Genomic DNA, 26066 nt, shown 5'->3' on the forward strand with positions numbered 1-26066 from the left:
TCTCAACTTCCTCCTTCTAAGCTTTGCTGTGTATCTGCATTCGGCTCTGGTACCGTGGACCAATTGTTATTCACGCGCTGATACCAATTGGGCTCTAATCGCACATAATCCCCATTATCGTCAGTTTCAATTGTTAAGCGATAGGCGATCTGAATATCTTGGATTTCTGCTGCATTTTCATTTTGCTGAATACTGTTCATAATCTCCTCGCCGCTTCTCAACTCTTTTTCCGAGGTATTGACCACAGTATTGAGCGATACCAGAGAACGATTATATTTACTTAATTGATCATTCTGCCATTCCTGATAGATTATGGATAAATCCATATATGAATTGCTCACAACGGGGTATTGAAATTGATACATCCGGTAAGCAATACTATCTTCTGTAAAGCTTTCTAAGCGATAATCTCCTGTAAAGCCTCCATGCTCGTTAATATCATCTAAGCTTTGCTGTAAAACACTGTTATCCACCGGTTCCGTATTTCTTTCCGCAACATCAATAAACCGCATCCCGTAGCCGGCGATATTTAATTGTCTATTATCTGTCCGATACATAATCGATCCAGGAGCCGTTTCCGATACACTCACTACATTCGGATTGCTGAACATAATATTTCGAATATCAACGGCTTCAATAGACTCGAAGGTATACGTATAAGACGTTAATGTTTTCTTTTCTTTTGGAATATAAATATCTCTGGCTGCATCGGTAATTAACTGTTTTTCCTCATATTCCTCTTCCGTCAGTCCCCCAAATATCGACAGCAGCCTGTCATAATTCGTTGAGGAGTAGATAGTGCCCTCTACAACTTCATCCCTGTCTGTCGAAATAAACTCAACGTGTAATACCTCTTCGTCTTCCTGCAATTCGATAGAAAACCGATCTACATAGAAATTCGTATTATTCGTCAATGTGCTGTCCACATTTAAGATTGTATCAAACAAAGATAACGGTACCTCCGTCGGGAAAATAATTTCTACTTCTGCACCAGATTCACTCTCTTCTTCTAAATCATTCCTTTGTATATCCGTCAATTCCCATTGCTGGATATCCTCAAAAAACTGCATGCTCTCCTCTGGTTCCTTATAGCTGAAGAATTCACCATTCATTTTAAAAACCACATCATTGGGCTTTACAAGATCATTTACCTCCTGTGCTTCACCGCCCAGATTTGCTTCTTCAATCGATTCTACGTCGTTTAATGGCCTGTATTCCGCTTGATAATTCCACATTCCGAATGTGAGAATCAGACTCGTTCCTATTAAAATAATCAGCAATAATGATTTTGCAGTCTCTAATTTCATCTGCCTCTCCCCCGCTTCGAGCCCATGAGTGGCAAGGTAAATAGAATTGTCGTACCGCGTCCTTCTTTACTTTGGGCCCAAATCTTTCCATGATGGGCTTCGACAAGTTCTTTTGTAATTGCTAAACCAAGACCGGTTCCGCCAAATTTTCTTGTTCTGGCACGGTCCGCACGGTAGAAGCGATCAAATATTTTATCGAGCTTGTCATATGGAATCCCCATCCCTTCATCCTGGATACTGACAATGACCATATAACGTCTTACATCCAGATTCACACGCACTTTTCCACCTTCTGGCGAGTATTTAAAAGCATTGGTAATAATATTATCAAATACCTGTGTTACCTTATCCCGGTCCATCCATACGAACGATTTTCCTTTTGGTATCTGGCGCTCCAGCGTAATTGTTTCCGGTAAATTCATTTCATAACGATCCAGAACCTGATGCACATAACCCATGAATTCCGTTCTTTCCTTATGCATCGGCAATTCATCTGAATCCATTTTAGACAGCTGCAGCAGGTCATTTACCATCCGGATCATCCGGTCCGTTTCCTTCTGTGTAACCTCTAAAAAGCGCGGCGCAATTTCTTTATTTTCCCAAGCACCGTCAGACAATGCTTCTAAGTAGCTTTTCATGGTCGTCAGCGGTGTGCGGAGTTCATGGGATACATTCGATACAAAGTCTCTCCGCTCTTGTTCCATTTTCTCCTGCTCCGTAACATCGCTGATAACAGTAATAAACCCTGTCACTTCTTCTTCCTCATCCACTACTGTCGAAAAGTTTGCACGTATGATAAAAGGTGTTTCTTCATCACTGAAATCAATAATCATCGAACCGCTGTCGGACAGCTTGCTAATATCGACGATTTTTTCTTCCAGGTTAAGCACATCGATGAGATCATCTCCAATCATATCATCCGGATTGGAGCCAATCATTCTAGCCGCAGCATCATTCATCAATGTGACTGCTCCCGTCTGGTCGGTTGCAATGACCCCGTCACTCATATACGAAAGCACAGAGCTCAGCTTCCTTCGCTCTTCTTCAATCGTAGCGTAAGAATGCTTCAGCCTGCTGTTTAAATCGTTAAAGGTTTCGGCAAGCTGTCCAATTTCATCCCGTCCATAGACATCCAGTTTTTGTGTGAAGTCTCCATTCGACATAATCAGTGCTTGTTCACGCATTTCCTTGATTGGCTTGGTAATTGTACGTGCTACGAGCACCCCAAGGATGGCAGAAATACTTATCGCCAAAACAGACCCCTGCAGGAAGATATTATTGATTCCTTCGATCTGGGCATAGACTTCTTCCAAAGAAGCAGTGAACTGCACTGCTCCAACTGCTTCTCCATTTCCAATTAGCGGCTCCACATGGACATGTACTCTGCTGTCGGTTTGCCGGTCAAAGTACGTACTTCGCTGGGACTGTTCAAAAAAGATCGTATTCTGTACATCAATATCTGTAGATTTCTTGCCAACCTCTCCCTGCTCATCAATCTGGTTTGTCCCTAAAATCCGGCCTTGGCGATCATAAACATAAATGGTTGTCGCTACATTTTCTGTATTTACATCATCAATGATTGCTTGAATTTCCTGTTCTAAACTCGGCTCGTCTTCCGAACGCTCTCTCGCAAAAGCTTGTTCCAAATTATAGCTCAGCATCTCCACACGCTCGGTAATTGATGCCTTAAACGTATCCGTTAAATCTTGTTCCAGCCGTTGCGTAAAAAAAGATCCGATGACTTGCACGGCTAAAATCAACAGCAGGATGTAAATAATAATAAACTTTAACTGGATTGATCTAAAAAAACCAACTTTATTCATCATGCCTTACTCCTGTTCAGGACTGCGCAGATAATAGCCGACACCTCTTCTTGTGACAATCCATAATGGGTTACTAGGATTTTCTTCAATTTTTTCACGCAGACGGCGGACCGTCACATCAACAGTGCGCACATCACCAAAATAATCATAGCCCCATACTGTTTCCAACAAGTGTTCACGTGTCATAACTTGTCCAATATGACGTGCTAAATAATGTAATAATTCAAATTCACGGTGTGTTAATTCAATCTCTACGCCTTTGCGGGAAACAACATATGCATCGGGATGGACGACTAAATCGCCAATCACAATATCCTTTGTTGTTTTCGACGTCTCCTCTGCCGGGACATTTTCACGGCGCAGATTTGCTTTCACACGTGCGATTAATTCACGGTTGCTGAATGGCTTGGTCACATAATCATCTGCGCCCAGCTCTAACCCGAGTACCTTATCGATTTCAGCGTCTTTTGCAGTCAGCATAATTACAGGGACGCTTTGTGTTTTACGTACCTCACGCAATACTTCATTCCCGTCTTTTCCAGGCAGCATGATATCCAATAGAATAAGATTAGGACGCTCTGTTTCTGCAAGTTCAATTGCAGTATCGCCATCATTCGCTACCACTACCTGGTATCCTTCTTTTTCTAAATTAAATTGTAATATATCAGCAATTGGCTGTTCATCATCGACAACTAATATTTTTTGACTCATTGCTTGCACATCCTTTTTTAGTTATATAATTTATAAAAACGTTGTTGGATAAGTTGAAATAAAATTTTATCTTCTATATTTTTGACAATATTTATGGTTGAAAACTAAATTTAAGTTGTTTTCTGTAACTTTTTCGATAGGCTTTAATGGTATGAGTAATTGCAACATTGTTATCAGGTTAATATGACCGCTGCGGAAAAACTCTACGCTGGTTACAGTGTCTAATTATGGATTATTCATATTATAAAATTAACTAAACTATCTTGATATTGGGTTGTTTCTCTTCTTCATTTTAACGTAAAACTGCTTTTATGTCTTGTCCGCAGAAAAAGGTTTTTACTACCAATACAAATAATAACTATTGAGAGGAGAAAAAACTGTGTAGAAAAAGGTAGAATATATTAGAGGAAAACATTTAATGAAAGCCATTTCGCACAAAAAGAGGCTAACATTTGAAGTAGCCTCTTTTCAATAATCTATTCACTATTTATGGACGGTACACGCTTCTTACGACATTGGTCTGCGAACGATCTGGACCTACAGAGAAGATGGATAATGGAATTTCTGTCAGCTGAGAAATCCGCTCTAGGTAGTGGCGCGCATTGGCTGGAAGTTCATCCAATGTCTTCACTCCGGTAATATCCTCTGTCCAGCCTGGCATTTCTTCATATACCGGTTCACATTCTGCCAATGCTTTTAAGCTTGCCGGAAATTCTTTGATGATTTCCCCTCTGTAGCGATAGGCAACACAGATTTTCAATGTTTCAATACCTGTTAATACGTCAATCGAGTTGAGAGATAAATCTGTAATTCCGCTCACACGGCGGGCATGGCGTACAACGACGCTGTCAAACCAGCCCACACGGCGCGGACGGCCTGTTGTTGTACCATATTCACGGCCAATTTCACGAATTTGATTTCCTATTTCATCATGTAATTCTGTTGGGAAAGGACCATCACCAACGCGCGTTGTATATGCTTTTGACACACCTACGACATGATTGATTTTGGAAGGACCTACACCAGAACCGATAGTTACACCGCCGGCAATCGGGTTAGAAGATGTTACAAACGGATACGTACCTTGGTCAATATCAAGCATAACCCCTTGTGCGCCTTCGAACAGGACACGTTTTCCTTCATCAATTGCATCGTTTAACACAACCGATGTATCTACAACATAAGGAGCCATTTGCTGTCCATATTCAAAATATTCATCGAGAATATCTTCTACCAGCATGGGATCAGACTCATATACTTTTTCGAATAAACGATTCTTTTCTTTTAAGTTCTGCACTAATTTCCCGTGGAATACTTCTTTGTCCATTAAATCAGCAATGCGGATACCGACACGTGCCGCTTTATCCATATAAGCAGGGCCGATTCCTTTTTTCGTCGTACCGATTTTATTTTCGCCTTTTTCTTCCTCTTGAAGAATATCCAGCTTCAAGTGATAAGGAAGAATCACATGCGCACGATTACTGATACGAAGGTTTTCTGTAGAAACATTGCGCTCATGTAAATAAGCAACTTCCTCTACAAATGCTTTTGGATCAATAACCATTCCGTTTCCAAGAACACATGTCTTCTCGCTAAAGAAAATCCCAGATGGAATCAAATGTAACTTGTATGTTACATCATCAAATTTTATCGTATGACCAGCGTTATTTCCGCCTTGATAACGAGCAACTACTTCTGCATTTTGAGATAAGAAATCAGTAATTTTACCTTTCCCTTCATCTCCCCATTGCGTACCTACAACTACTACTGAGGACATCGTGCACCTCCAAAATTGATTTTATATATGAAGATTCTTGCCCTGCATGAATTTTTTATTCATCATAACAGCACAATTACTTATCAACATTTGCTTTTCACTTACCACGTAGTATTTTATCAGTAATAAAAAGACACGTCAATGTAAAACACGAACATTACTTTTCATTTTAACTTTATCATTCGCTTCATTCGTCTTTTTTATCGTTTTTGTTAAAGAAAAATGAACTTAATAATGTAAAAGGCAAAGAAAAGTTCGGTTTTCATCTATAAACATAGAAAAGGCAGCCCCAACATAATTTGGAGCCGCCTTTCTGAATAGACAAAATTAATTACTCAATACCTTCTGTCCATTCATCTACTTTATCCTGATTAGCTTCTACCCAGTCAGCTGCAGCATCTTCTGGTGTTGCACCTTCATTAATATCAAGCATTACTTCTTCCATGTCATCTGTTTCCCAATAGAAGTTATCTAATACTTGATATGCTTCTGGAGCGTCCTCTTCCAGTCCTTCACGAACCATTGTTTCAATGGTTTCTGCCTCACCAAATACGCCGTCTGGATCATCAAGATATTTTAAATCATAGGCTTGGAATTTCCAATGCGGAGACCAGCCAGTTACAACAATATCATCTTCATTATCAATTGCATTACCTAATTCTGTTGCCATTGCACCGCTGGAAGAAGTCTGTACAGTCCAGTCTTCCAGATTATCATATTCTTCTACAGCATTTTCTGCGGCGTTTACAACACCTGCACCCGGTTCAATACCTGTAATCGTTTGACCAGCTTCATCTGTAAGATCTTCAATCGAATCTACATCCATGTATTCAGGTACAACAAGACCAATTGCTGCTCCTTCTAAGTTAGGTCCAAGCTGTTCTACTTGATCGCCATAAGCTTCGAATTGTTCCGCATGTGTTCCAGGTAACCATGCAGCTACCATCCCATCTGCTTCACCAGTTGCAACAGCTTCCCACATAACCGCATTATCAAGCGGTGTCGTTGTAACATCATAGCCTACATCTTCTAATACTTTAGCTACAACATGTGTGGAAGCTACTTCCGTATCCCATTCTACATAGGCTAAATCAATGTCTCCCTCTACTCCGCCTTCTGCAGAATCATCATCTCCGCCATTGCTGTCATCACTTCCGCAGCCGGCAACAACTAGTCCAAGTGCTAATGAACCGATAAGTCCAGCACGCTTAAGACTCCATTTAGACATAATTAAAACTCCCCTTTTCTTAAATTTTGTTTTCTATATAGACACTTTTCATGAGAGGGGATAGCCTCCCTCATAAAAAGATTGCCACACAAATTTATTCTTTTCCTTTATTCATATTTTGTGTAATACGGTCAATAATAATCGCTAGAATAACAATTCCGACACCAGCTACAAACCCGGTACCGACAGATGCACGTTGAAGAGAAGAAAGCACTTGGCTTCCAAGCCCCGGTGCACCAATCATTGACGCAATAACAACCATAGACAGTGCAAGCATAACTGTTTGGTTAATTCCAGCCATGATAGTTCCTTTGGCCATAGGCAATTCTACCTTAAATAGTTTCTGTGATCCGGTCGTACCGAATGCATCAGATGCTTCAATTAAATCCTTAGAAACCTGACGAATCCCTAAGTTTGTAAAACGGACCGTCGGCGGTGTCGCAAAAATTAGGGATGCGAATACACCAGGAACCATCCCGATTCCGAAGAATGCTACTGCCGGAATTAAATATACGAATGCTGGCATGGTCTGCATAAAGTCCAGAATTGGAGTGAAAATTGTATTAGCAATTTTACTTTTGGCCATTAATATTCCCACTGGCACACCAATAATGACAGATAATAAACTTGCTAAAATAACCAATGTTACTGTAGACATCAGCGCATCCCATAACCCCTGGTTATAAACAAACCATAGACCCACGATAGAAAATACAGCTAATCCAAGTTTTTTACCAGAAACAAAGAACGCAATTACAGCAACAATCAAGATAAATATAATTGGCGGAATACCTGCTAGAACATCTGAAGATACAAAGTCCATAAAATTACCAAGATGATCTTTAATTGGTTCAAAAAGAAAGGCAAATGTATCTTGAATCCAATCTGTCGCAGTCTCTGTCCATTCGGATAAAGGTATTTGATCAATAAAATCAAGCATTTAAGTTCACCTCACCATCATTTGCAAGCGCGGCTAATACAGCACCGCGAACAATAATTCCATTTAACCGCCCGTTATCTTCCACAACTGCAATCGGAACCGGCGTATCATAGATCATGGAGAAAATATCTTGCATCGGCGTGTCTGGTGATACTCTTAAAATATCTGTTTGTAAAATTTCTTTAATATCTGTTATTTCTTTTTTACGTGCCTCAGAAGCGTTATCTGCTGTCACATAGCCCTGTAAGCGACGGTTTTCATCCACTACGAGAATGCTGGAAATACCTTCTTTACGCATTCTTTCTAATGCTGCGCGCGGACCATGCTTGGCTATGTTAATCGTTTCCGGCCGCTTCATGATATGACTTGCTGTAAGTATCTTCGAGCGATCCACATCCTCTACGAATTTCTCAACGTAATCATTCGCAGGATTCATCAGAATCTCTTCCGGTGATCCAATCTGGACGATAGTCCCATCTTTCATTAACGCAATACGATCCCCTAAACGAAGCGCTTCATCCAGGTCATGCGTGATAAAAACAATAGTTTTCTTCATCGAGGATTGCAAATCAATCAGCTCATCCTGCATTTCTTTACGAATAAGCGGATCAAGCGCAGAGAAAGCTTCATCCATTAATAACACTTTTGGATCATTCGCTAGCGCACGAGCAAGTCCCACACGCTGCTGCATCCCTCCCGATAGCTGGCCCGGCTTCTGATGCATATAATCACCTAGTCCAACAAGCTTTAAGGATTCCTCCGCTTTTTTATCCCGTTCCGATTTATCAACACCTTGTACCTCTAAACCAAACGCTGCGTTCTGTAAAATCGTGCGGTGCGGGAAAAGTGCGAATTGCTGGAATACCATTCCTAATTTTTCACGACGCACTTGTCTTAATGCTTTTTTATCTAATGTCGCCAGTTCTTTTCCATCAATTAGAATAGATCCTTCGCTCGGCTCTATTAATCGATTTATTAATCGAACCAGGGTTGACTTACCACTTCCGGAAAGCCCCATTATTACGAATATTTCGCCTTCTTCAACTGAAAAGCTGGCACGATTGACCCCGACAGTATTACCTGTCTTTTTCAGTATTTCTTCTTTGGACATACCTTGATCTAACATTTTGATAGATTGGCCGATATTTTTACCAAAGATTTTAGACAGGTTTTTTGCTTCTACTACTGCCATATAATCACCTCTCTATTTTGTTTTGATTTGTAGTACATCTAAAATTAAAATAATCTTTGGTACTCCCGAACCATTTATGCTGAAATTAAAAATAAATGAACCAACGATTGACTCATTTATTTTATGGCATCCACATAGATGTATTTACCTGTTTCAAGGCAACAATACTAATTATAGTTAAGTTCCTGTTAAACCTCAAACCGCTTATTTTACCGTATTCTAATAGTTTTAAGCAATATATTGCTTCTCTCCAATATAATACGACCTTATCTGCCTTTTCCTCCAGTATTCTTTAGTATCCTTCACTTATTTTACAAATGAGGGGTGTTTTTTTCTGAAAAGTTACCATTTTATTGCAATTACATCAATAACATTACAAATTTTTTAAATTATACTGTCGATACTTATTTACAATATACAAAGTCAGCATCAAAATAACCGTGATGGACAGCATCATTATCCCGCCAAGCAAAATCATCTGGGCCAAAGCCCAGTCCGTTCTCATATGTAAAATAAAGAAAAGAACTAAAAACAAGCTGGAGATAATTGTATATTTCCCGAGGGAACGCCCTTCCTGGTTCAGCTGTCCCAGCAGCGGTTCATAGGAAGCTTCTATCGACAGCGCTTCCGGCGAGCCTTGGTAAACTTGAGTGTAATCTACAGCATCAATCAGTTCCCACCCTTCATCTAATTGCGACGTATCTTCCCCTACCTCTTGAATAGGCTGAAATGCCAGATGATATTGTACTTCTTTCGGTTTATCTTTTGCTAATTGAAAGAGTAGACCGCCTAATCGTAATCTTTCTACTACCCAGCCTTCCTTTGCAAGAGCTTCTAATTTTTCTGTTCCTATATAATGAAAGAAAAATCTAGCAGGATTCCAAATAAATTTCTTCTTCATGATTTTCCACCTCTTTATAATGACATCTAAATTTAAATTAGTATCATTATACAAGATTTCCTGCAATTCTTCCTAACAATCTTAAAATTGCTTCATTGAACTTTAGATAGCGCTTTCATTTTTTAACTAATGACAATTTTCATATTAAATCTATTTTTACGAATTTAAATAGTTACCTTTTTTATCCAATTGTGTAAACCCTTTTATATCAACGGTTCCCGTTTTTTGATAGTTTGCAAAACCATGCATTTTCTAAGGATTTTCAAATGACTTATATTTCTCCAAGTCGTTTCATGATATAATCGAGACTGACCTATAACACGAGAGAAAGGATGAAAAAAATCGATGAGTCGTTCAAACGAACATATTGAAAAGCCGGAGATAGCTGTCAAGCAGCCCAATCCTCGTCTTAAAAGCTGGAAAAGCGTCTTTAATAAACTGAAGAAAAATAAGTCGGCTGTTGTCGGCGGTGTTTTAATCATTTTACTTATCATTATCGCTCTTATCGGGCCATACTTAACCCCCTACGACCCTCTATATGATCAGGATATTACCAATAAATTAGCTACTCCTTCCTCTGATCATTGGTTTGGGACAGATAACTTTGGAAGAGACATATTCAGCAGGGTAATCCAAGGTACTGGCTTAACATTGCAGATAGGTTTTTTCTCTATCTTACTAGGAGCAACTGTCGGCGTATTCCTGGGTATTATCGCCGGGTATTACGGTAAACGGACAGATAGTATTATCATGCGTTTCATGGATGTATTATTAGCATTTCCTAGTATTCTATTAGCATTAACAATCGTTACGGTTTTAGGCGGAAGCATGGTTAATGTGATTATCGCGGTAGCTGTTTCATCTATACCGATATTTGCCAGAATTGTTCGTGGATCTACTTTATCTGTGAAAAAGCTGGAGTATATTGACGCGATGAGAGCATTAGGTGCCAGTGATTCCAGAATTATTTTCAAACATATTTTACCTAATATCACCTCTCCAATCATCGTTCAGGCTACGTTAAGTATTGCTACAGCGATTCTATCAGCTGCCGGACTTTCCTTCTTAGGACTAGGCGCACAGCCGCCTACACCAGAATGGGGAGCCATGCTGAGTGATGGACGAAACTACTTATACAATGCACCCCATTTAGCATTATTCCCGGGGCTTGCAATTGTCGTAGCTGTATTAGCATTTAACTTACTTGGAGATGGATTACGTGATGCATTTGATCCAAAAACGAGAGAATAGAAAGAGGTGAACTACTTTGATTCAATTTATCATTCGACGTCTTTTACAAACGATACCTGTCTTAATTGGTGTATCGATTATCGTATTTAGCATGATGCATTTGGTTCCCGGAGACACAGCGCAGGTTATTGCCGGTGAAGGTGCTCCACAGGAACAAATTGAGAATATCAGAGAGCGGCTGGGTTTAAATGATCCATTGCCGACACAGTATTGGAATTATGTAAGCGGCGCAGTTCAGGGAGATTTAGGAACATCCATGAAAAGCGGACGAGATGTTTCTTCTGAGATTGGCGCCAGGTTTTGGGTAACGGTCGAACTGGCCTTTTACAGTACCGTGCTGGCCGTATTTGTCGGCCTGATTATTGGAATTATTTCTGCAACACGGAAATATTCTGCACTTGATACAACACTTATGGTGATCGCTTTATTTGGTTTATCCATGCCGAACTTCTGGCTTGGTTTAATGTTGATTCAATGGTTTGCAATCGGGATTGATTTACCTTCCTGGGTGCCTTTCTTTAATAACACATCCTGGTTCAGTCCTTCCGGTTGGGGAAGCTTCAGCCAAATTGTTCTGCCTGTTATCACATTAGGTACAAGCAGTGCTGCCATCATTGCACGCATGACCCGTTCAAGCATGCTCGATGTTATTGGACAAGACTATATCCGAACCGCCCGTGCAAAAGGTGTTAAAGAACGGATTGTAATCTACCGTCACGCATTAAAAAATGCATTAATCCCAATTGTTACCGTAGTAGGACTGCAATTTGGCGGACTTCTTGGCGGATCTGTATTAACGGAATCTGTATTCGCTGTGAACGGAATGGGGAAATTGATTATCGACTCTATCCAGGCTCGTGACTTCCCAGTTGTTCAAGGAACCGTTTTAGTCGCATCCCTTCTGTTCATTCTTGTAAACTTAATTGTCGATGTTGCTTACAGGTTCTTGAACAAACGAATTGATTTAGATTAGTATTCTTGCATTACGAGATTTTTGAAAGGAGCTGCTTACTATGACAGGTGCACCAAACCCTTCATATGATAATATACTAGAAATTAAAAATTTACAGACTTCATTCTTCACAAAAGATTTAGAAGTAAAGGCTGTAGATGGTGTTTCCTTTAATATTCCAAAAGGAAAAGTACTTGGTGTCGTTGGAGAGTCTGGTTCCGGGAAAAGTATTACTTCCTTATCTGTTCTCCGTCTTATCGAAGAACCAGGTAAGATTAAAGGTGGAGAAATTCTCTTCAAAGGAGAAAACCTCTTAGATAAAAGCGAAGCACAGATGCGCAAAATTCGAGGTAATGAAATATCTATGATTTTCCAGGAACCAATGACTTCTCTGAACCCAACCTTTACGGTTGGACAGCAAATCAGTGAATCGTTCCAGATTCATGAAGGTCTTGGCAAAAAAGAAGCAAAAAAGAAATCCATTGAGATGTTAAAGCTGGTAGGAATTCCTTCCCCAGAAAAACGTATCGATCAGTATCCCTTTGAGCTATCTGGAGGAATGCGCCAGCGTGTAATGATCGCCATTGCGCTTGCCTGTAATCCAGACCTATTGATTGCTGATGAACCAACAACAGCATTGGATGTAACAATCCAGGCACAGATTTTAGATTTAATGAAAGAATTGCAAGAAAGGTTAGATATGGGAATTTTATTAATTACCCATGACCTCGGCGTTGTGGCAGAAACATGTGATTATGTTGCTGTTATGTATTGCGGAAAAGTGGTCGAATTTACAGATAAGAAGACATTATTTACGGAACCAAAACACCCGTATACTGTCGGCTTAATGCAATCTGTTCCACAACACGACCAGGATGTGGATGGCGATTTAGCGGTAATTAGAGGGTCTGTTCCAAGCCCCGCTGATATGCCGCAGGGCTGTCGTTTTGCACCAAGATGTCCATTTGCTACCGATTTATGCCGAAATAAATTACCAGACTTAGAAACCGATAAAGATGGTAATCAAATTCGTTGCTGGATTTATTCTGACGAATGGGACGGAGATCCGGAGGTGAACATTCATGAACAACCAGAAAGTACTTCTTAAAGTAGATGATTTAAAACAATATTTCCCGATTAAAGGCGGAATTTTGGGACGCACCGTCAATCACGTAAAGGCAGTAGACGATATCTCCTTTGAAGTATATGAAGGAGAAACACTAAGTATCGTAGGCGAATCTGGCTGCGGAAAATCTACAACCGGACGAGCTGTTCTCAGATTAGATGAACCTACTGATGGGAAGGTAGAATTTGACGGTACAAATATTCTTGAACTGAACAAAAAAGAAATGAATAAGTTCCGTAAAGATATGCAAATTATCTTTCAGGATCCATATGCATCGATTAATCCCCGCCACACTGTCCGGCAAATTTTAACCGAAGCAATGGAAATTCAAAATGCGGTTCCTAAACATGAAAGAAATGATCGTGTGAAAGAGTTGATGGAGACAGTAGGTCTTGGAGCTCACCAGATTGACCGGCATCCACACGAGTTCAGCGGCGGACAGCGACAGCGTATCGGGATTGCCCGAGCACTGTCTGTTGATCCGAAATTAATTATTGCTGATGAGGCTGTGTCAGCACTTGATGTATCTATTCAGGCGCAGGTTATCAACCTGCTGAAAAAGCTGCAGCGTGAATTTAAACTGACTTATCTTTTCATTTCGCATGATTTAGGCGTTGTACGTCACATTTCTGACCGTATTATAGTAATGTATTTAGGAAAAGTTGTTGAAATAGCTGATAAAAAATCATTATTTACCAATAATATGCATCCGTACACGAAAGCACTTCTTTCTGCTATCCCTAGTACGGATCTGGAAGCCAAAAAAGAACGTATTACGTTAAAAGGAGATGTTCCTTCTCCAATTGATCCTCCTGAAGGCTGCCGCTTCCACACACGTTGCCCATTTGCAACGGATATCTGCCGTACAAAGGTGCCTGAACTGCGTAACACTGAAGGTATGAAAGACGGACATCGCGCAGCTTGTCACCATATGGAAGCTATCCGTTCTGGTGAACATCAGCCGACGGTTAACGCGTAATTATATCGTAAAAGCCACATGGTCATCATGTGGCTTTTTTAATGTATTCATAAAAGAACAGCAGCTTCTCTTTACCAGAAAAGCTGCTGTTCTTTTAATTCATTATTGATTTAAAGATACATCATGTAATTGAAGTATTCCAGTTGGCGATTGCGTTAAGCCTTGTACATTATCATTCACACCAAGCAAGAATTCTTGATGGTGCAGATAAAGCATTGGAGCAAGCTCTGTAAGCTTTGCCTGAATATCACTGTAAAGCTGCAGACGTGTCTCTTCGTCGCCTTCACGGCGGGCAGCTTCAAGCATTTCATCTAATTCCTCATCTTGTAGGAAAGAACGGTTACCAGGGTCTCCGATATTATCAGAATGGAATAGTGGATATAATCCATAATCTGCGTCCCCAGTTACAGTAGACCAGCCAAGAACAAACATATCATGATCCCCTTGGGCTGTTCTTTCTAAATACGTACCCCATTCAAGAACTTCTACTTCTGCCTCAATATTCAATTCTTGTAATTGGGCTTGAACATTCGTAGCGGCATCTACACGTTCTTGTGTATCGTTTGTCCAGATTGTTGTTGAAAACCCATCTTCATAACCTGCATCTGCTAATAATTGCTTCGCTTCATCTAAATCATACTCTAAACCAGGTGCATCCTCGTCATAACCATATACTGCCGGTGCTAATGGACCTACTGCCGGGATTCCAACTCCTTCGTAAATACCATCAATAATCTGGCTTTTATCAATTGCCATATTGATTGCTTGACGCACATTCGGATCATCAAATGGTTCTTTTTCTACGTTAAATCCAATATAAGATACGCTGACACTTTCTTGCGGTGCTACATGGATTCCTTCTGAATTTTCAACCTGTGCCATATTACTTGGTCCCAGAGGATCAATAATATGTGAATCTCCAGTTTCAAGCTCAGCTACTCGCGTATTCGCTTCACTTACAACCTTAAATACAACGGAATCAAGGTGAGCCGGCTCTCCCCAATAATCTTCGTTTTTCACTAAACGAACTTCGGAACCTGAATTCCATGAATCAAATTTAAAGAAGCCTGTACCAATCGGGTTCTCATTAATATAGCTTCCCGGTTCTTCTCCATTTTCCATTGCTTCATAGTCTGCCTCAATTACTTCAAGTGATGTCATTCCGCCGCCATTATGTGCAATATGTGCAGGGAATGGCGCAAATGGATATTCTGTCGTAAAACGTACAGTATAATCATCCACTACTTCTATATCCTCTACCATTTCATAAAGGAAGTAACGCTGAGAAGCTACATCTTCATCTAAAATACGTTCAATATTTGCTTTTACTACTTCCGCATTAAATTCCGAGCCATCATGGAAAGTTACATCATCACGTAATTTGAACTCCCATACATTATCTTCTACTGCTTCCCACTCTGTAGCCAGACCAGGCTGTAATTCCATATTTTCATCTAAAGTTACAAGTGTCTCAAAGATATTTGCCTGTACGTTACTAGATGGCGTATCGTTTGAACCTGCCGGGTCCATTGAAACAACATCTGACTGGTTGGCAATAACAAGCTCGCCGCCCTCAGCTGCTTCTTCGAAAGTGCCTTCTCCATCTCCATCCGAATCACTGTTACCGCCTTCATCTGGTTCGCTTGCACACGCTACCAAAACAACGCTAAGCAAAAGACCGAAAATTAGCAATAATAAAGACTTTTTTGACAATTTCATATTCGTACTCCCCTCAAATTAGAATATATTTGTCTTACTTCTCTATTCTAATCTATCTCCCAGATAAATTCAATAATAGTATTAATTTACTAAAATTTTGAAATATCTTAATATAACTGTAATCTGTTTGTATCTGGTACCTGTACTCTATTTAACATCCAAAAAACGAAACGCCTGCTCTCTTCCCTCCAGGACAGTCTTTAATACCTTTACATATAACATAGAGTCACTCATTTATATTCTTTTTAATTTGTTAACTTATTGTAAACTAATCTAGTTCCATTGTCTTATTTTGTCGATTCATCTGAAAGCACTACTATTTTCCTTTCATAAAACAGAAAAGAGATGCCCTTCTTATATCACTTACAAGACATCTCTTCTCATGCTGGTATTTATTATTATATCGTCACATTTCAACAGTATCATCTAAGTGACACAGAAATGAATACTCCCGCCACTTAATTTTGAAGTGGGGGTTTCTGGGGTGTCGACTTTCAAGATGACGATTAACCGCCAGTGGAGTTGACACATCGGTGTGCTAAAAACACCCAACCCCGCTATCCCATTGGTCCTGCCTTTGGGACTACTTTTCAGCTTATCTGAGGTTCACACGTTTGTGTGCCTTGGCTGACATGTTTGGCTTGAACATTTTACGTGGCAAAGCAACTATTCTCGCCACAACCTAATATGTTCAGTTTTCAAAGAACGTCTTTCAAGAACATTATACCATACAAACTGATGTTCGCAAATAAGAAGAGGCGATTCACCTCCCACCTACTCATTGGGGTTCACCCTGCACATTCAATAAGGTTGGGAGTCCTCTCGCCTAACCAAGATAGACTTTCTCATATAGAAAATCAATAATACTTCTATTATCTACATCGCTGGCGGAATATCTCCCTCTCCATAACGATGATCTAAGTCCACGAATTTATTATATTCTTTTACAAAGGCTAGCTCTACGGTTCCTGTTGGACCGTTACGCTGCTTCGCAATAATAATCTCAATAATATTCTCTTTCTCTGTCTCTTTATCATAATAATCATCACGATATAAGAAACCTACAATATCCGCGTCCTGCTCAATACTTCCTGATTCACGGATGTCCGACATCATTGGGCGCTTGTCCTGCCTGGACTCTACACCACGAGAGAGCTGAGATAAAGCAATCAATGGCACTTCCAGCTCCCGTGCCAATGCCTTTAACGCACGGGAAATCTCGGAAACCTCCTGCTGACGGTTTTCCTTCGAGCTGCCGCTTCCCTGGATAAGCTGGAGGTAATCAATCAAAATCATCCCGAGTCCATGCTCCTGCTTCAGTCGCCGGCACTTGGAACGAATTTCATTGACACGCACTCCTGGCGTATCATCGATATAAATCCCTGCATTTGACAGAGAACCCATCGACATCGTCAGCTTACTCCAGTCATCTGCTTGCAGCTGTCCATTTCTTAAACGCTGCGCATCAATATTTCCTTCCGCACAAAGCATACGCTGAACGAGCTGATCCGCGCCCATCTCCAAACTGAAAATAGCTACATTTTCATCTGTTTTTACGGCAACGTTTTGTGCTACGTTTAATGCAAAGGCTGTTTTCCCCACGGAAGGACGCGCCGCAATAATGATCAAATCGTTCCGCTGAAAGCCTGATGTAATGCGGTCTAAGTCCAAGAACCCCGTTGGAACACCTGTTACATCACCTTTTTGCTGGTGGAGCTGTTCAATATTATCATATACATCAATCAAGACATCTTTTATATTTTTGAAAGCTCCTGAATTTTTTCGTCCAGAAACCTCCAGGATACTTTTTTCTGCATCATTTAAAACATCTTCAACCTCATCTTCTTTTTCAAAAGAGGCCGTCACAATGTCTGTCGCTTTTCGAATCAAGCTGCGCAGGGTTGATTTTTCTTCTACAATTCTGCTGTAATACTCTACGTTAGCTGCAGTCGGCACACTTTCTGCCAATTCTGTTAAGTAGGATACACCACCTGCTTCCTCCAGCTGTTTCCGGTCATTTAAAAACGTGGTAACTGTCACAACATCAATTGGTTCCCCACGCTCAGACAAGGTCATCATCGCTGTAAAAATAAGCTGATGGCTCGCACGGTAGAAATCTTCCGGAATCAAAATTTCGGAAGCCTGTACAAAGGCCGTCGGTTCCAAAAAAACAGCGCCTAAAACAGATTGCTCTGCTTCTAAATTATGCGGTGGTGTACGATCATTAAAAGACGCACTCATTACCTCTCCTCCGTATTCTAGTTAAGTGAAAAAAGAAATCGGCACACTGTTTTCCTGCCAATTTCTTTTTTCTCTGTTTATTTCCAAATGTCATCCTATTTATTTTTCTTTTACATGAACCTTTACAGAGCCAGATACTTCCGGATGTAATTTAACAGGAACGTTTGTGTAACCTAACGCACGGATTGGCTCATCTAATTCTAACTTGCGCTTATCAATTTTATAACCATGCTGTTTATTTAATCCTTCTGAAATCTGTTTACTAGTAATGGAACCGAATAAACGTCCATTTTCTCCAGATTTTGCTTCCAGCTCAACTGTTAAATCAGCAAGTTTGTCTTTTAATTGAATGGCATTTTCTTTTTCTTCTATTTCTAATTGATCTTGTTTTTTCTTTTTCGCATCAAGTGCTTTCAGATTCCCGGAAGTAGCTTCTTCTGCCAGTTTATTTTTGAATAGGTAGTTGCGGGCATAGCCGTCAGGAACATTTTTCACTTCACCTTTTTTTGCTTTCCCTTTGACATCTTTTAAGAAAATAACTTTCATTCTGAATCTCTCCCTTTTTTGTACTCCAGCTCATCAATAATCTCAACAAGCATTTCTTTGACTTCATCAATGGTTTTATCCTCTATTTGCGTTGCTGCATTGGTTAAATGCCCGCCGCCATTCATTTGTTCCATGATGACCTGTACATTGACATCCCCCAGCGAGCGTGCACTGACTCCAATCCTGCCATCTGCTCTTTCTGAAATAACAAAGGAAGCCGTGATACCTACCATAGACAGTAAGGTATCCGCTGCTTGCGCAATCAGCACAGGGTTATATGCTCTTCCGCTCGGCGCTGTCGCAATCGCAATATAGTCATTATAAATTTGTGTTCTTTCAATAATATTACTGCGTTCGATAAATACCTCTAAATCATCTTTGAGTAAATGCTGGACCAATACCGTATCAGCGCCTTGTGACCTTAAATACGAAGCCGCATCAAATGTTCTTGAGCCTGTACGCAGCGTGAAACTTTTCGTATCAACGATAATTCCAGCTAAAAGCGCTGTAGCTTCCAGTACTTTCAGCTTCACTCCTTTTGGCTGATACTCCAGGAGCTCCGTCACAAGCTCTGCTGTGGAGGATGCATAAGGCTCCATGTAGACAAGCGTAGGATTATCAACAAATTCCTCTGCCCGGCGATGATGGTCGATAACAATTTTATAATCGGTATAGTTCAATAAACTTTCTACTGCAACCATGCTCGGTTTGTGGGTATCCACAATGATCAATAAACTCTGCTGATCAATCATGAGATCCTCTGCTTCTTCCGGTGAGATGAATTGATCCCAAAGCTCTCCATCCTCACGAATACGGTCTATCAAGCGGGAAACACCAGTCTCCACATCATTCTCATCAAACACAATATAACCGGGTACATCATTTGTTTTAGCAATATTTAATACACCGATAGCTGCACCAATGGCATCCATATCAGGTGATTTATGTCCCATAATAATAACATTATCACTGGCACGAACCAACTCTTTTAACGCATGAGATATCACTCGTGCCCGTACACGGGTACGTTTTTCCATCGGATTGGTCTTTCCGCCGTAAAAACGTACTTTTCCATTCTCATCCTTAATAGCCACTTGGTCGCCGCCCCTGCCTAAGGCTAAATCTAAACTGGACTGGGCTACTTCACCAATTTCCGGCAGCGTCATATTTCCAGCGCCGACCCCGATGCTCAATGTGACTGGATTGCTTTCGGAACCTTTCATTTCCCGGACTTCGTCTAAAATAGAGAATTTAACTTTTTCCAGCTCCTCGAGAATTTCCAGATTCCCAACAGCTAAAAATCGTTCCTGGGACGTTCGTTTCAAGTAAAGTCCATAATGACTTGACCAGTTATTCAAAACAGCCGTCACCTGTGAGTTCAATTGACTCTTGGCTGTATCATCCATATTTTGTGTGATTTCTTCATAATTATCTAAGAAGATAATAGCAAGTACGGTTTGTTCATTATAGTAACGGTCCTTCAGTTTTTGATGCTCTGTACGATCAAGGAAATAGAGCAGTTTTTCTTCCTTTTTAATCACACACAGAAAGGTGTAATCTCCAATTTCCACCCATATTTCATCTCTGTTCTCTATAATCATCGGGATTAAGTCTTCCGATAACTGATTAAGAGATTCACCAATAATGGTATCCTTGCTTGCTTTAAACTGATTCATGAATGGATTTGACCACTCTATTTGAAAGTTATCATTGTATAGAACAATTCCAAATGGCATCTCTAATAAAGCTTCCGAACCAACTTTTTTCACACGATGAGAAATCGTCGATATATATTCTTCCGCTTCATCCAGAAGCACTCTTTCCGTTCGAATACTATAGTAAAATGAAGCAGCGTAGACAACTGTCATTATTAAGCCAACTATCCATTGATAGTACCAAACATATAAAAGCAATAGAAATGTAAAGATATAAATCATCCATACATGCTTGCTTAATGTTGGTCTATTCTGTAAATCTGGCACGGCATTCAGCTCCTTCAAAGTCCAACAGTCTTTCTGTTTTTTTCCTGTACTTATTCTTAGACCGCACAATTATTTTATGGCTTTCGGTGCGGGAATTTCGGGTTGCTCTATAAGCCTGCTTCTTTTTTATTTTAACCGCCCTCTTAACCGGAAACCTATATCAATTATACCTAAGATTCGGATGAAATAAAGAAGAATTCCTGGAAAAAGAATCGTTGCAATAACAATCAAAATAGGAACTGCTTTGGCTATACGTTTGATATGTGCAAAGTAAAAAATAAATGAAAATCCTTGCAGCATCAAAGCAATCCCAACAATCATCAATAAATTCTGCGCTCCAAATTCCATGGTGCTTCCTTCGTCAAAACCGATAACAGATAAAATTAATGCTAACAGATAAATCCAAATAATTGCACCCGGAAATTGTAATTCACGGAATGGCGGAAAAGAAAATTTCTCTTTCTCTATCCGATTTAATAACTTATAACTGATCCATTGCGTAATAAATGCCGTAGCTAAAGCAAATACAACCATAAAGGTAGGAATTAATTGCTTCAGTAAGCTAATTTGTGTCTCTTGCAATGCGGTGATATCTTCTTCGTTCAGCGAAGGATTGACACTTTCTATCATGGATGCACTCATACTGACAGAGTCTTCCACAATGTTTTCGTATTCAGATACAATATTAACATCCAACAGTATTTGAATAAAAACAAAAGCCAAAAGCATACCAACAATAAAGCCGAATGTTCCTTGGGCCAGTGTTTCATATGCTGTATTCCTTTTATACATGGCATAGCCGATAAAAATACCGCCTGCTGCAGCAATAAGCACACCTGGCAGTATCATCATAGACATCAGCAATGTAGATATAACCGCAACAGCCAGTGTCATTATAAGACCTGCCTTCACTCCATGCCGTTTCACATAGAATATAAAAGGAACAGGCAGTACAAACATGCTGATTAAACTAAGTATCGGTAAGAAAGAAGCCACCAACAAAACCATAACAATGGCAATCATTAATGCTCCTTCGGTAACTTTTCTCGATTGGTTCATATACTGCACCTCATTCTAACAAAAATAAGTAATAGTAAAGGATATTTTAAATTCCTCTCCTCTATAAAAAATACATCAAAATTAATCTAATTATATAAATTGAAATTAATATTAATAGCTACCGCTACAACAGGTTTCACGGGGTGAGTAATCTTAGCCTCCAGAAAAACACTACGCTTTCCGTGTGCCCCGGACTCGTCTCCTCTAAAGAAGACTTAGCGATTGGCAAGCCGAAAGACGCAGACAAAGCTAAAATTGGGTCTGGGTCTGCGATTACTCGTCCCATCAAAAAGCGTTCGCCAGTTACTGTTTTCAATTATTATTTCGTCACTTTTATAAGAAAAAAGTATAATTTCTTACTTCAATTTATATAGCTATATCCTTTCCTGTTTATTCACATCCATTTTTATAGGTTCAAATGGCAATATGATAATTCAACACATACTCTATTATGATAACATGAATTTAGCAGAAAGGCTTGTATAGTACCTTGTTCAAAAGAAGGCGTAACAGTGGTGCTTCACTATGTTCAGACAGTATCACCGCTTTATGTATGCAATTAAATGAGGATAGGTTGCTCTGAAAATTAAGTTTCATATTATTTCCCGGGAAATTTGTCGAATAACGCTGTATTCTTAGCCAAATAAAAGCTAATTCCTATATAATAATAGTGTTGCCAACTAAAAGTAGATTAAATCATATCTTTTTTCATCGATTTCTGGCTGTATATATTTTTATTTTGGCCCAGCATAAAGCACCTTGTTTTTATATAATTCATAAGGAAAAGACTTTTCTCTATTTCGAAATAAAGGATGATAAAAATGAAATTCATAAAAATACTCAAAGAAAGTCTTTTACTCCCACAAAAAAAGGCCATGTTTCAGATTAATCGAATCGGAATGGATCAAATTATGATTTATCTTTTCATCTTATTTATGGTGACATCCCTGCCTGAACTAATAGCGCGATTAACAAGTTGGAGTGGTTTAGGAGGAGAAATGAATATTATCTTTCAACTTATTTATTTCTTTATGTTTTATTACTTAATTCTAGCTATTCTGTTGCTAGGCGTTATTTCATTTATCGCTTATCTCGGGAGGGGGATTGTTCGTCTGGCAAACCGGAAACTCTATTATGGCACACTATGGAAATTAACTGCTTGTTCTCTGACTCTCCCTATGCTGGTTTTTACCTTACTTTCGTTTATTTGGTCTATTCCAGATTGGTTTTTATTTATCTTTTTTATTTATCCAGTAGTGCTGCTGATACGAATGATATTCTTATATCCACAAAAAAGAGTCCGTTAAATTACATTTTTCTACATATTTAAACAAAGAAACGGTTGAATTTCACTTGTAAACGTTTTATAGTGTTATTATGCATTTTTTTAAAAGTTTGTGAAGCGTTTCCAAAGAAAAGGGGTTTATTATGGAAGATATTTCTATTTGGCTTACAATTGTTGGACTGCTTATTATCTTTTCAATTGTAGGATTACTTATCTCAAATAAAATTAGTCCTATTGTCGGGATGACAGTTATTCCAATAATAGGAGCATTTATAGCGGGATTTAATTTTGAGGAGCTTTCTGAATTTTTAGCTTCTGGCTCAGAGCAAGTAATGGGCGTCGTGATTATGTTTATTTTTGCCATTGTCTATTTTGGTATTATGCAGGATAGTGGTTTATTTAATCCCTTCATACGCTTTATGATTCTAGTAACAAAAGGAAATGTAATCATCGTAGCTATGGCAACAGCGATTATTGGGATGATTGCACAGCTTGATGGAGCTGGAGCTTCTACTTTCCTTCTCTGTATCCCGGCATTGCTTCCTCTGTATAAGGAACTACATATGAGTCGTTACTTATTATTATTATTAGTTGCTCTAAGTGCAAGTGTTATCAATATGATCCCCTGGGGCGGACCGTCTGCACGTGCGGCAACCGTAATCGATATGGATTTAATTGACTTTTACTTACCACTTATTCCTGTACAGGTAATTGGAGCTGTACTTATTTTGTTACTGGCTGCTCTTCTCGGACTTCGGGAAAAAAAGAAAATCAGTAAAAAAGCGGCAGCTGGTGAAATTACATTAAGTGAAAACGTAAATATTGTAGCAATTGCTGACAATTTCACAAAAAAACAAAATGAAGAAATGGCGCAAGCGAAAGAACAGCCACGAGATATTTCATGGAGAAACGCGGCCAATCTTGTTCTTACTGTTCTGGTATTAGGAACTATGATGGCTGGATTACTGGCACCACAATATGCATTTATGATAGGGGTTGCTATCGCTCTTCCATTGAACTACAAAGGCGTCGATAATCAAATGAACCGTGTTAAAGAGCATGCTCCTAATGCCTTAATGATGGCCGCAGTTATTTTAGCAGCCGGGGTATTCCTCGGTGTCCTGAATGAATCAGGTATGCTTGAACAAATTGCACTTGCTGCGATTACTATCATGCCAGCATTTGTTGTTCCAGTTATACACATCATTGTTGGTATATTCGGGGTTCCTTTAGACTTACTAACTAGTACAGATGCATATTATTTTGCATTGCTGCCTATTGTTGATCAGATTGCCAGCACTCAAGGGATTGCTTCTGTATCCACAGCATACGCTATGATGATTGGTAACATCATCGGAACATTTGTAAGTCCTTTCTCTCCTGCGCTATGGTTGGGAATCGGACTTGCCTCAGCCAATATGGGGAAACATATCAAATACTCCTTCTTCTGGTTATGGGGATTCAGTATTGTCTTATTAGGATGTGCAATATTGATTGGCGTTGTCACTCTCTAAAATTTGATTAGTAGATTCATATAATCTCTCCAAGTACAGCAAAGTATTTGCCTGTACTTGGAGAGATTTTTTTTATAATGATAGATAGGGGAGGCGGAATCATACAGGAATGCTGTATATCGTTTTATGTTTATTCTCTGTATACTCTCCTGTATCAGAATAATTTTTTTGTTACTAAATGAAGCTTTTACAGGAGGTAATGACCGCTGTGTTGCCTACACAATAATAAATTCCTTAGGGGACTACAATTCAATAAAGACATAAAAAACCCTCAAGTTCATTAAAACTTGAGGGTTTTTTAATCAATCTGTTACGTAAGGCAATAAAGCCATTTGACGAGCACGTTTAATTGCAATAGTCAATTTACGTTGATATTTTGCAGAAGTTCCAGTTACACGACGAGGAAGAATTTTTCCACGTTCAGAAACGAAACGTCTTAGCAAATCTACATCTTTATAGTCAATGTGTGTAATTCCGTTTGCTGTGAAATAACACACCTTACGACGTTTTGCGCGTCCGCGACGAGCTGCCATGTGAAACACTCCTTTTTGTTTAATTTGTTAGATAATCATTTAGAACGGTAAATCATCATCTGATATGTCAATTGGTTCTCCATTGTTTTTAAATGGATCTTCCTGACTTGTATTTTGATTTTGGTTTTGATTAAATCCTTGATTTTGATTTGATGAAAATGGATTTTGCTGATATTGGTTCTGATTATTTTGGTTGTTCTGGTATCCATCCGATTGAAACTGTCCGCCCCCTTGGGAACCTTTCGTCTCTAAGAATTGGACACTATCTGCAACAATCTCTGTTACATAAACCCGTTTACCATCCTGGCCTTCAAAATTACGTGTCTGTACACGGCCATCTACACCAATCAAACTTCCTTTTTTCATATAATTCGCCAGGTTCTCCGCAGGTCTGCGCCAAACGACACAGTTAATAAAATCTGCTTCGCGATCTCCCTGTTGATTTGAAAAAGGTCTGTTCACAGCAATATTAAAATTAGCTACTGCCACACCGCTTGGTGTATAGCGTAAATCAGGATCCCTCGTTAATCTGCCAACTAATACGACACGATTTAACATCAGAACCACTCCTTATTATTTTTCATCTCGAATTGCCATATGGCGAATAATATCATCGTTGAATTTCGCTAGGCGGTCAAATTCATTTACTGCATTTTCATCACCTTGGAAATTGATAACAACATAATAGCCATCACGATAGTCATTGATTTCATATGCAAGACGCTTCTTGCCTTTTTCATCAACTTTTTCGATTTCCGCACCATTATCAGTAAGGATTTTGTTAAAACGCTCGATTAAAGCAGTTTGTGCTTCCTCCTCGATATCTGGGCGGATGATGTACATAATTTCGTATTTTCTCATCCGTTACACCTCCTTTTGGTCTTAGCGGCTCTGTTCTCTGCAATTCGGTCTGAATCGCAGATATAAGAGCAAGGAATAATTTTTTAATTACTCACATTTGGACATTATACCAAATAAATTATGTTATGACAAGCCTTCG

Annotated in this window: 22 protein-coding genes; 6 read left to right on the forward strand and 16 right to left on the reverse strand. The window is 39.4% G+C overall.

Going from position 1 to position 26066, the window contains the following annotated elements; translation table 11 throughout:
• Positions 1 to 2: 2 nt before the first annotated feature.
• The 8 genes from yycH to MKY65_RS22935 form a co-directional block, all read right to left on the reverse strand.
• The gene (gene yycH / locus MKY65_RS22900; RefSeq protein WP_339181134.1) at positions 3 to 1307 is read right to left on the reverse strand and encodes a two-component system activity regulator YycH; all 1305 of its coding nucleotides are present in this window, start codon (positions 1305 to 1307) and stop codon (positions 3 to 5) included.
• The gene (gene walK, locus MKY65_RS22905) at positions 1304 to 3130 is read right to left on the reverse strand and encodes a cell wall metabolism sensor histidine kinase WalK (RefSeq protein WP_339185355.1); all 1827 of its coding nucleotides are present in this window, start codon (positions 3128 to 3130) and stop codon (positions 1304 to 1306) included. The genes yycH and walK overlap by 4 nt, the downstream gene beginning before the upstream one ends.
• Positions 3131 to 3136: 6 nt before the next feature.
• On the reverse strand, positions 3137 to 3841 hold the full coding sequence (gene yycF, locus MKY65_RS22910; RefSeq protein ID WP_339181137.1) for a response regulator YycF: 705 nt from the start codon (positions 3839 to 3841) through the stop codon (positions 3137 to 3139).
• A gap of 487 nt (positions 3842 to 4328) precedes the next feature.
• Complete coding sequence (locus MKY65_RS22915; RefSeq protein ID WP_339181140.1) at positions 4329 to 5618, reverse strand: adenylosuccinate synthase; 1290 nt, start codon at positions 5616 to 5618, stop codon at positions 4329 to 4331.
• A gap of 331 nt (positions 5619 to 5949) precedes the next feature.
• The gene (locus MKY65_RS22920; RefSeq protein WP_042528729.1) at positions 5950 to 6846 is read right to left on the reverse strand and encodes a glycine betaine ABC transporter substrate-binding protein; all 897 of its coding nucleotides are present in this window, start codon (positions 6844 to 6846) and stop codon (positions 5950 to 5952) included.
• 94 nt (positions 6847 to 6940) lie between these two features.
• Positions 6941 to 7786 carry a proline/glycine betaine ABC transporter permease gene (locus MKY65_RS22925; protein ID WP_339181142.1) on the reverse strand — a complete coding sequence of 282 codons (846 nt, stop codon included), beginning with the start codon at positions 7784 to 7786 and terminating at the stop codon, positions 6941 to 6943.
• Positions 7779 to 8978 (reverse strand): glycine betaine/L-proline ABC transporter ATP-binding protein, encoded by a 1200-nt coding sequence (locus tag MKY65_RS22930; protein WP_339181144.1) that lies wholly within the window; start codon positions 8976 to 8978, stop codon positions 7779 to 7781. The genes MKY65_RS22925 and MKY65_RS22930 overlap by 8 nt, the downstream gene beginning before the upstream one ends.
• A 373-nt stretch (positions 8979 to 9351) precedes the next feature.
• Complete coding sequence (locus tag MKY65_RS22935) at positions 9352 to 9879, reverse strand: DUF2812 domain-containing protein (protein ID WP_339181146.1); 528 nt, start codon at positions 9877 to 9879, stop codon at positions 9352 to 9354.
• A 345-nt stretch (positions 9880 to 10224) separates the two neighbouring features.
• Between MKY65_RS22935 and nikC the strand changes: the two genes are divergently transcribed.
• Genes nikC through MKY65_RS22955 form a run of 4 tightly spaced genes read left to right on the forward strand, consistent with a single transcriptional unit; the run spans position 10225 to position 14187 of the window.
• Positions 10225 to 11130, forward strand: coding sequence for a nickel transporter permease (gene nikC, locus MKY65_RS22940; RefSeq protein WP_339181148.1), 906 nt, complete (start codon positions 10225 to 10227; stop codon positions 11128 to 11130).
• 16 nt (positions 11131 to 11146) lie between these two features.
• Entirely contained in the window at positions 11147 to 12103 is a 957-nt protein-coding gene (locus tag MKY65_RS22945; RefSeq protein WP_339181151.1) for an ABC transporter permease, read from the forward strand.
• A 40-nt stretch (positions 12104 to 12143) separates the two neighbouring features.
• Positions 12144 to 13190 carry an ABC transporter ATP-binding protein gene (locus tag MKY65_RS22950; protein ID WP_339181154.1) on the forward strand — a complete coding sequence of 349 codons (1047 nt, stop codon included), beginning with the start codon at positions 12144 to 12146 and terminating at the stop codon, positions 13188 to 13190.
• Positions 13165 to 14187, forward strand: a complete 1023-nt coding sequence (locus tag MKY65_RS22955) for a dipeptide ABC transporter ATP-binding protein (protein WP_339181156.1) — start codon at positions 13165 to 13167, stop codon at positions 14185 to 14187. The genes MKY65_RS22950 and MKY65_RS22955 overlap by 26 nt, the downstream gene beginning before the upstream one ends.
• 102 nt (positions 14188 to 14289) lie before the next feature.
• On the opposite strand, the gene MKY65_RS22960 is transcribed toward MKY65_RS22955, so the two are convergent.
• The 5 genes from MKY65_RS22960 to MKY65_RS22980 all read right to left on the reverse strand — a co-directional run bounded on the left by MKY65_RS22960 (position 14290) and on the right by MKY65_RS22980 (position 21734).
• On the reverse strand, positions 14290 to 15906 hold the full coding sequence (locus MKY65_RS22960) for a glutathione ABC transporter substrate-binding protein (RefSeq protein WP_339181159.1): 1617 nt from the start codon (positions 15904 to 15906) through the stop codon (positions 14290 to 14292).
• A gap of 876 nt (positions 15907 to 16782) precedes the next feature.
• Positions 16783 to 18147: a replicative DNA helicase gene (dnaB, locus tag MKY65_RS22965; protein WP_339181161.1), complete on the reverse strand. Its 1365-nt coding sequence runs from the start codon at positions 18145 to 18147 to the stop codon at positions 16783 to 16785.
• Between the two features lie 99 nt (positions 18148 to 18246).
• A complete protein-coding gene (gene rplI, locus MKY65_RS22970) occupies positions 18247 to 18693 on the reverse strand; it encodes a 50S ribosomal protein L9 (RefSeq protein ID WP_339181162.1) in 447 nt (148 codons plus the stop codon).
• Entirely contained in the window at positions 18690 to 20675 is a 1986-nt protein-coding gene (locus MKY65_RS22975; protein ID WP_339181164.1) for a DHH family phosphoesterase, read from the reverse strand. Before MKY65_RS22975 ends, rplI begins: the two co-directional genes overlap by 4 nt.
• Positions 20676 to 20801: 126 nt before the next feature.
• Positions 20802 to 21734: a YybS family protein gene (locus MKY65_RS22980; protein WP_339181167.1), complete on the reverse strand. Its 933-nt coding sequence runs from the start codon at positions 21732 to 21734 to the stop codon at positions 20802 to 20804.
• A gap of 821 nt (positions 21735 to 22555) precedes the next feature.
• On the opposite strand from MKY65_RS22980, the gene MKY65_RS22985 reads away from it, so the two are divergent.
• Complete coding sequence (locus tag MKY65_RS22985; protein ID WP_339181170.1) at positions 22556 to 23041, forward strand: DUF1189 family protein; 486 nt, start codon at positions 22556 to 22558, stop codon at positions 23039 to 23041.
• Positions 23042 to 23162: 121 nt separating this feature from the next.
• Positions 23163 to 24533 carry a citrate:proton symporter gene (locus MKY65_RS22990; protein WP_339181173.1) on the forward strand — a complete coding sequence of 457 codons (1371 nt, stop codon included), beginning with the start codon at positions 23163 to 23165 and terminating at the stop codon, positions 24531 to 24533.
• A gap of 302 nt (positions 24534 to 24835) precedes the next feature.
• On the opposite strand, the gene rpsR is transcribed toward MKY65_RS22990, so the two are convergent.
• From rpsR to rpsF, 3 genes are read right to left on the reverse strand one after another with little or no spacing between them, the layout of a single operon-like run.
• Positions 24836 to 25066: a 30S ribosomal protein S18 gene (gene rpsR, locus MKY65_RS22995; protein ID WP_042528696.1), complete on the reverse strand. Its 231-nt coding sequence runs from the start codon at positions 25064 to 25066 to the stop codon at positions 24836 to 24838.
• A gap of 39 nt (positions 25067 to 25105) precedes the next feature.
• Positions 25106 to 25624 (reverse strand): single-stranded DNA-binding protein, encoded by a 519-nt coding sequence (gene ssb / locus MKY65_RS23000; RefSeq protein ID WP_042528694.1) that lies wholly within the window; start codon positions 25622 to 25624, stop codon positions 25106 to 25108.
• Positions 25625 to 25639: 15 nt separating this feature from the next.
• On the reverse strand, positions 25640 to 25927 hold the full coding sequence (rpsF, locus tag MKY65_RS23005) for a 30S ribosomal protein S6 (protein WP_042528692.1): 288 nt from the start codon (positions 25925 to 25927) through the stop codon (positions 25640 to 25642).
• Between the last annotated feature and the right edge of the window lie 139 nt (positions 25928 to 26066).

The organism is Oceanobacillus sp. FSL W7-1293, assembly GCF_037969815.1.
Classification (GTDB): domain Bacteria; phylum Bacillota; class Bacilli; order Bacillales; family Amphibacillaceae; genus Oceanobacillus; species Oceanobacillus oncorhynchi.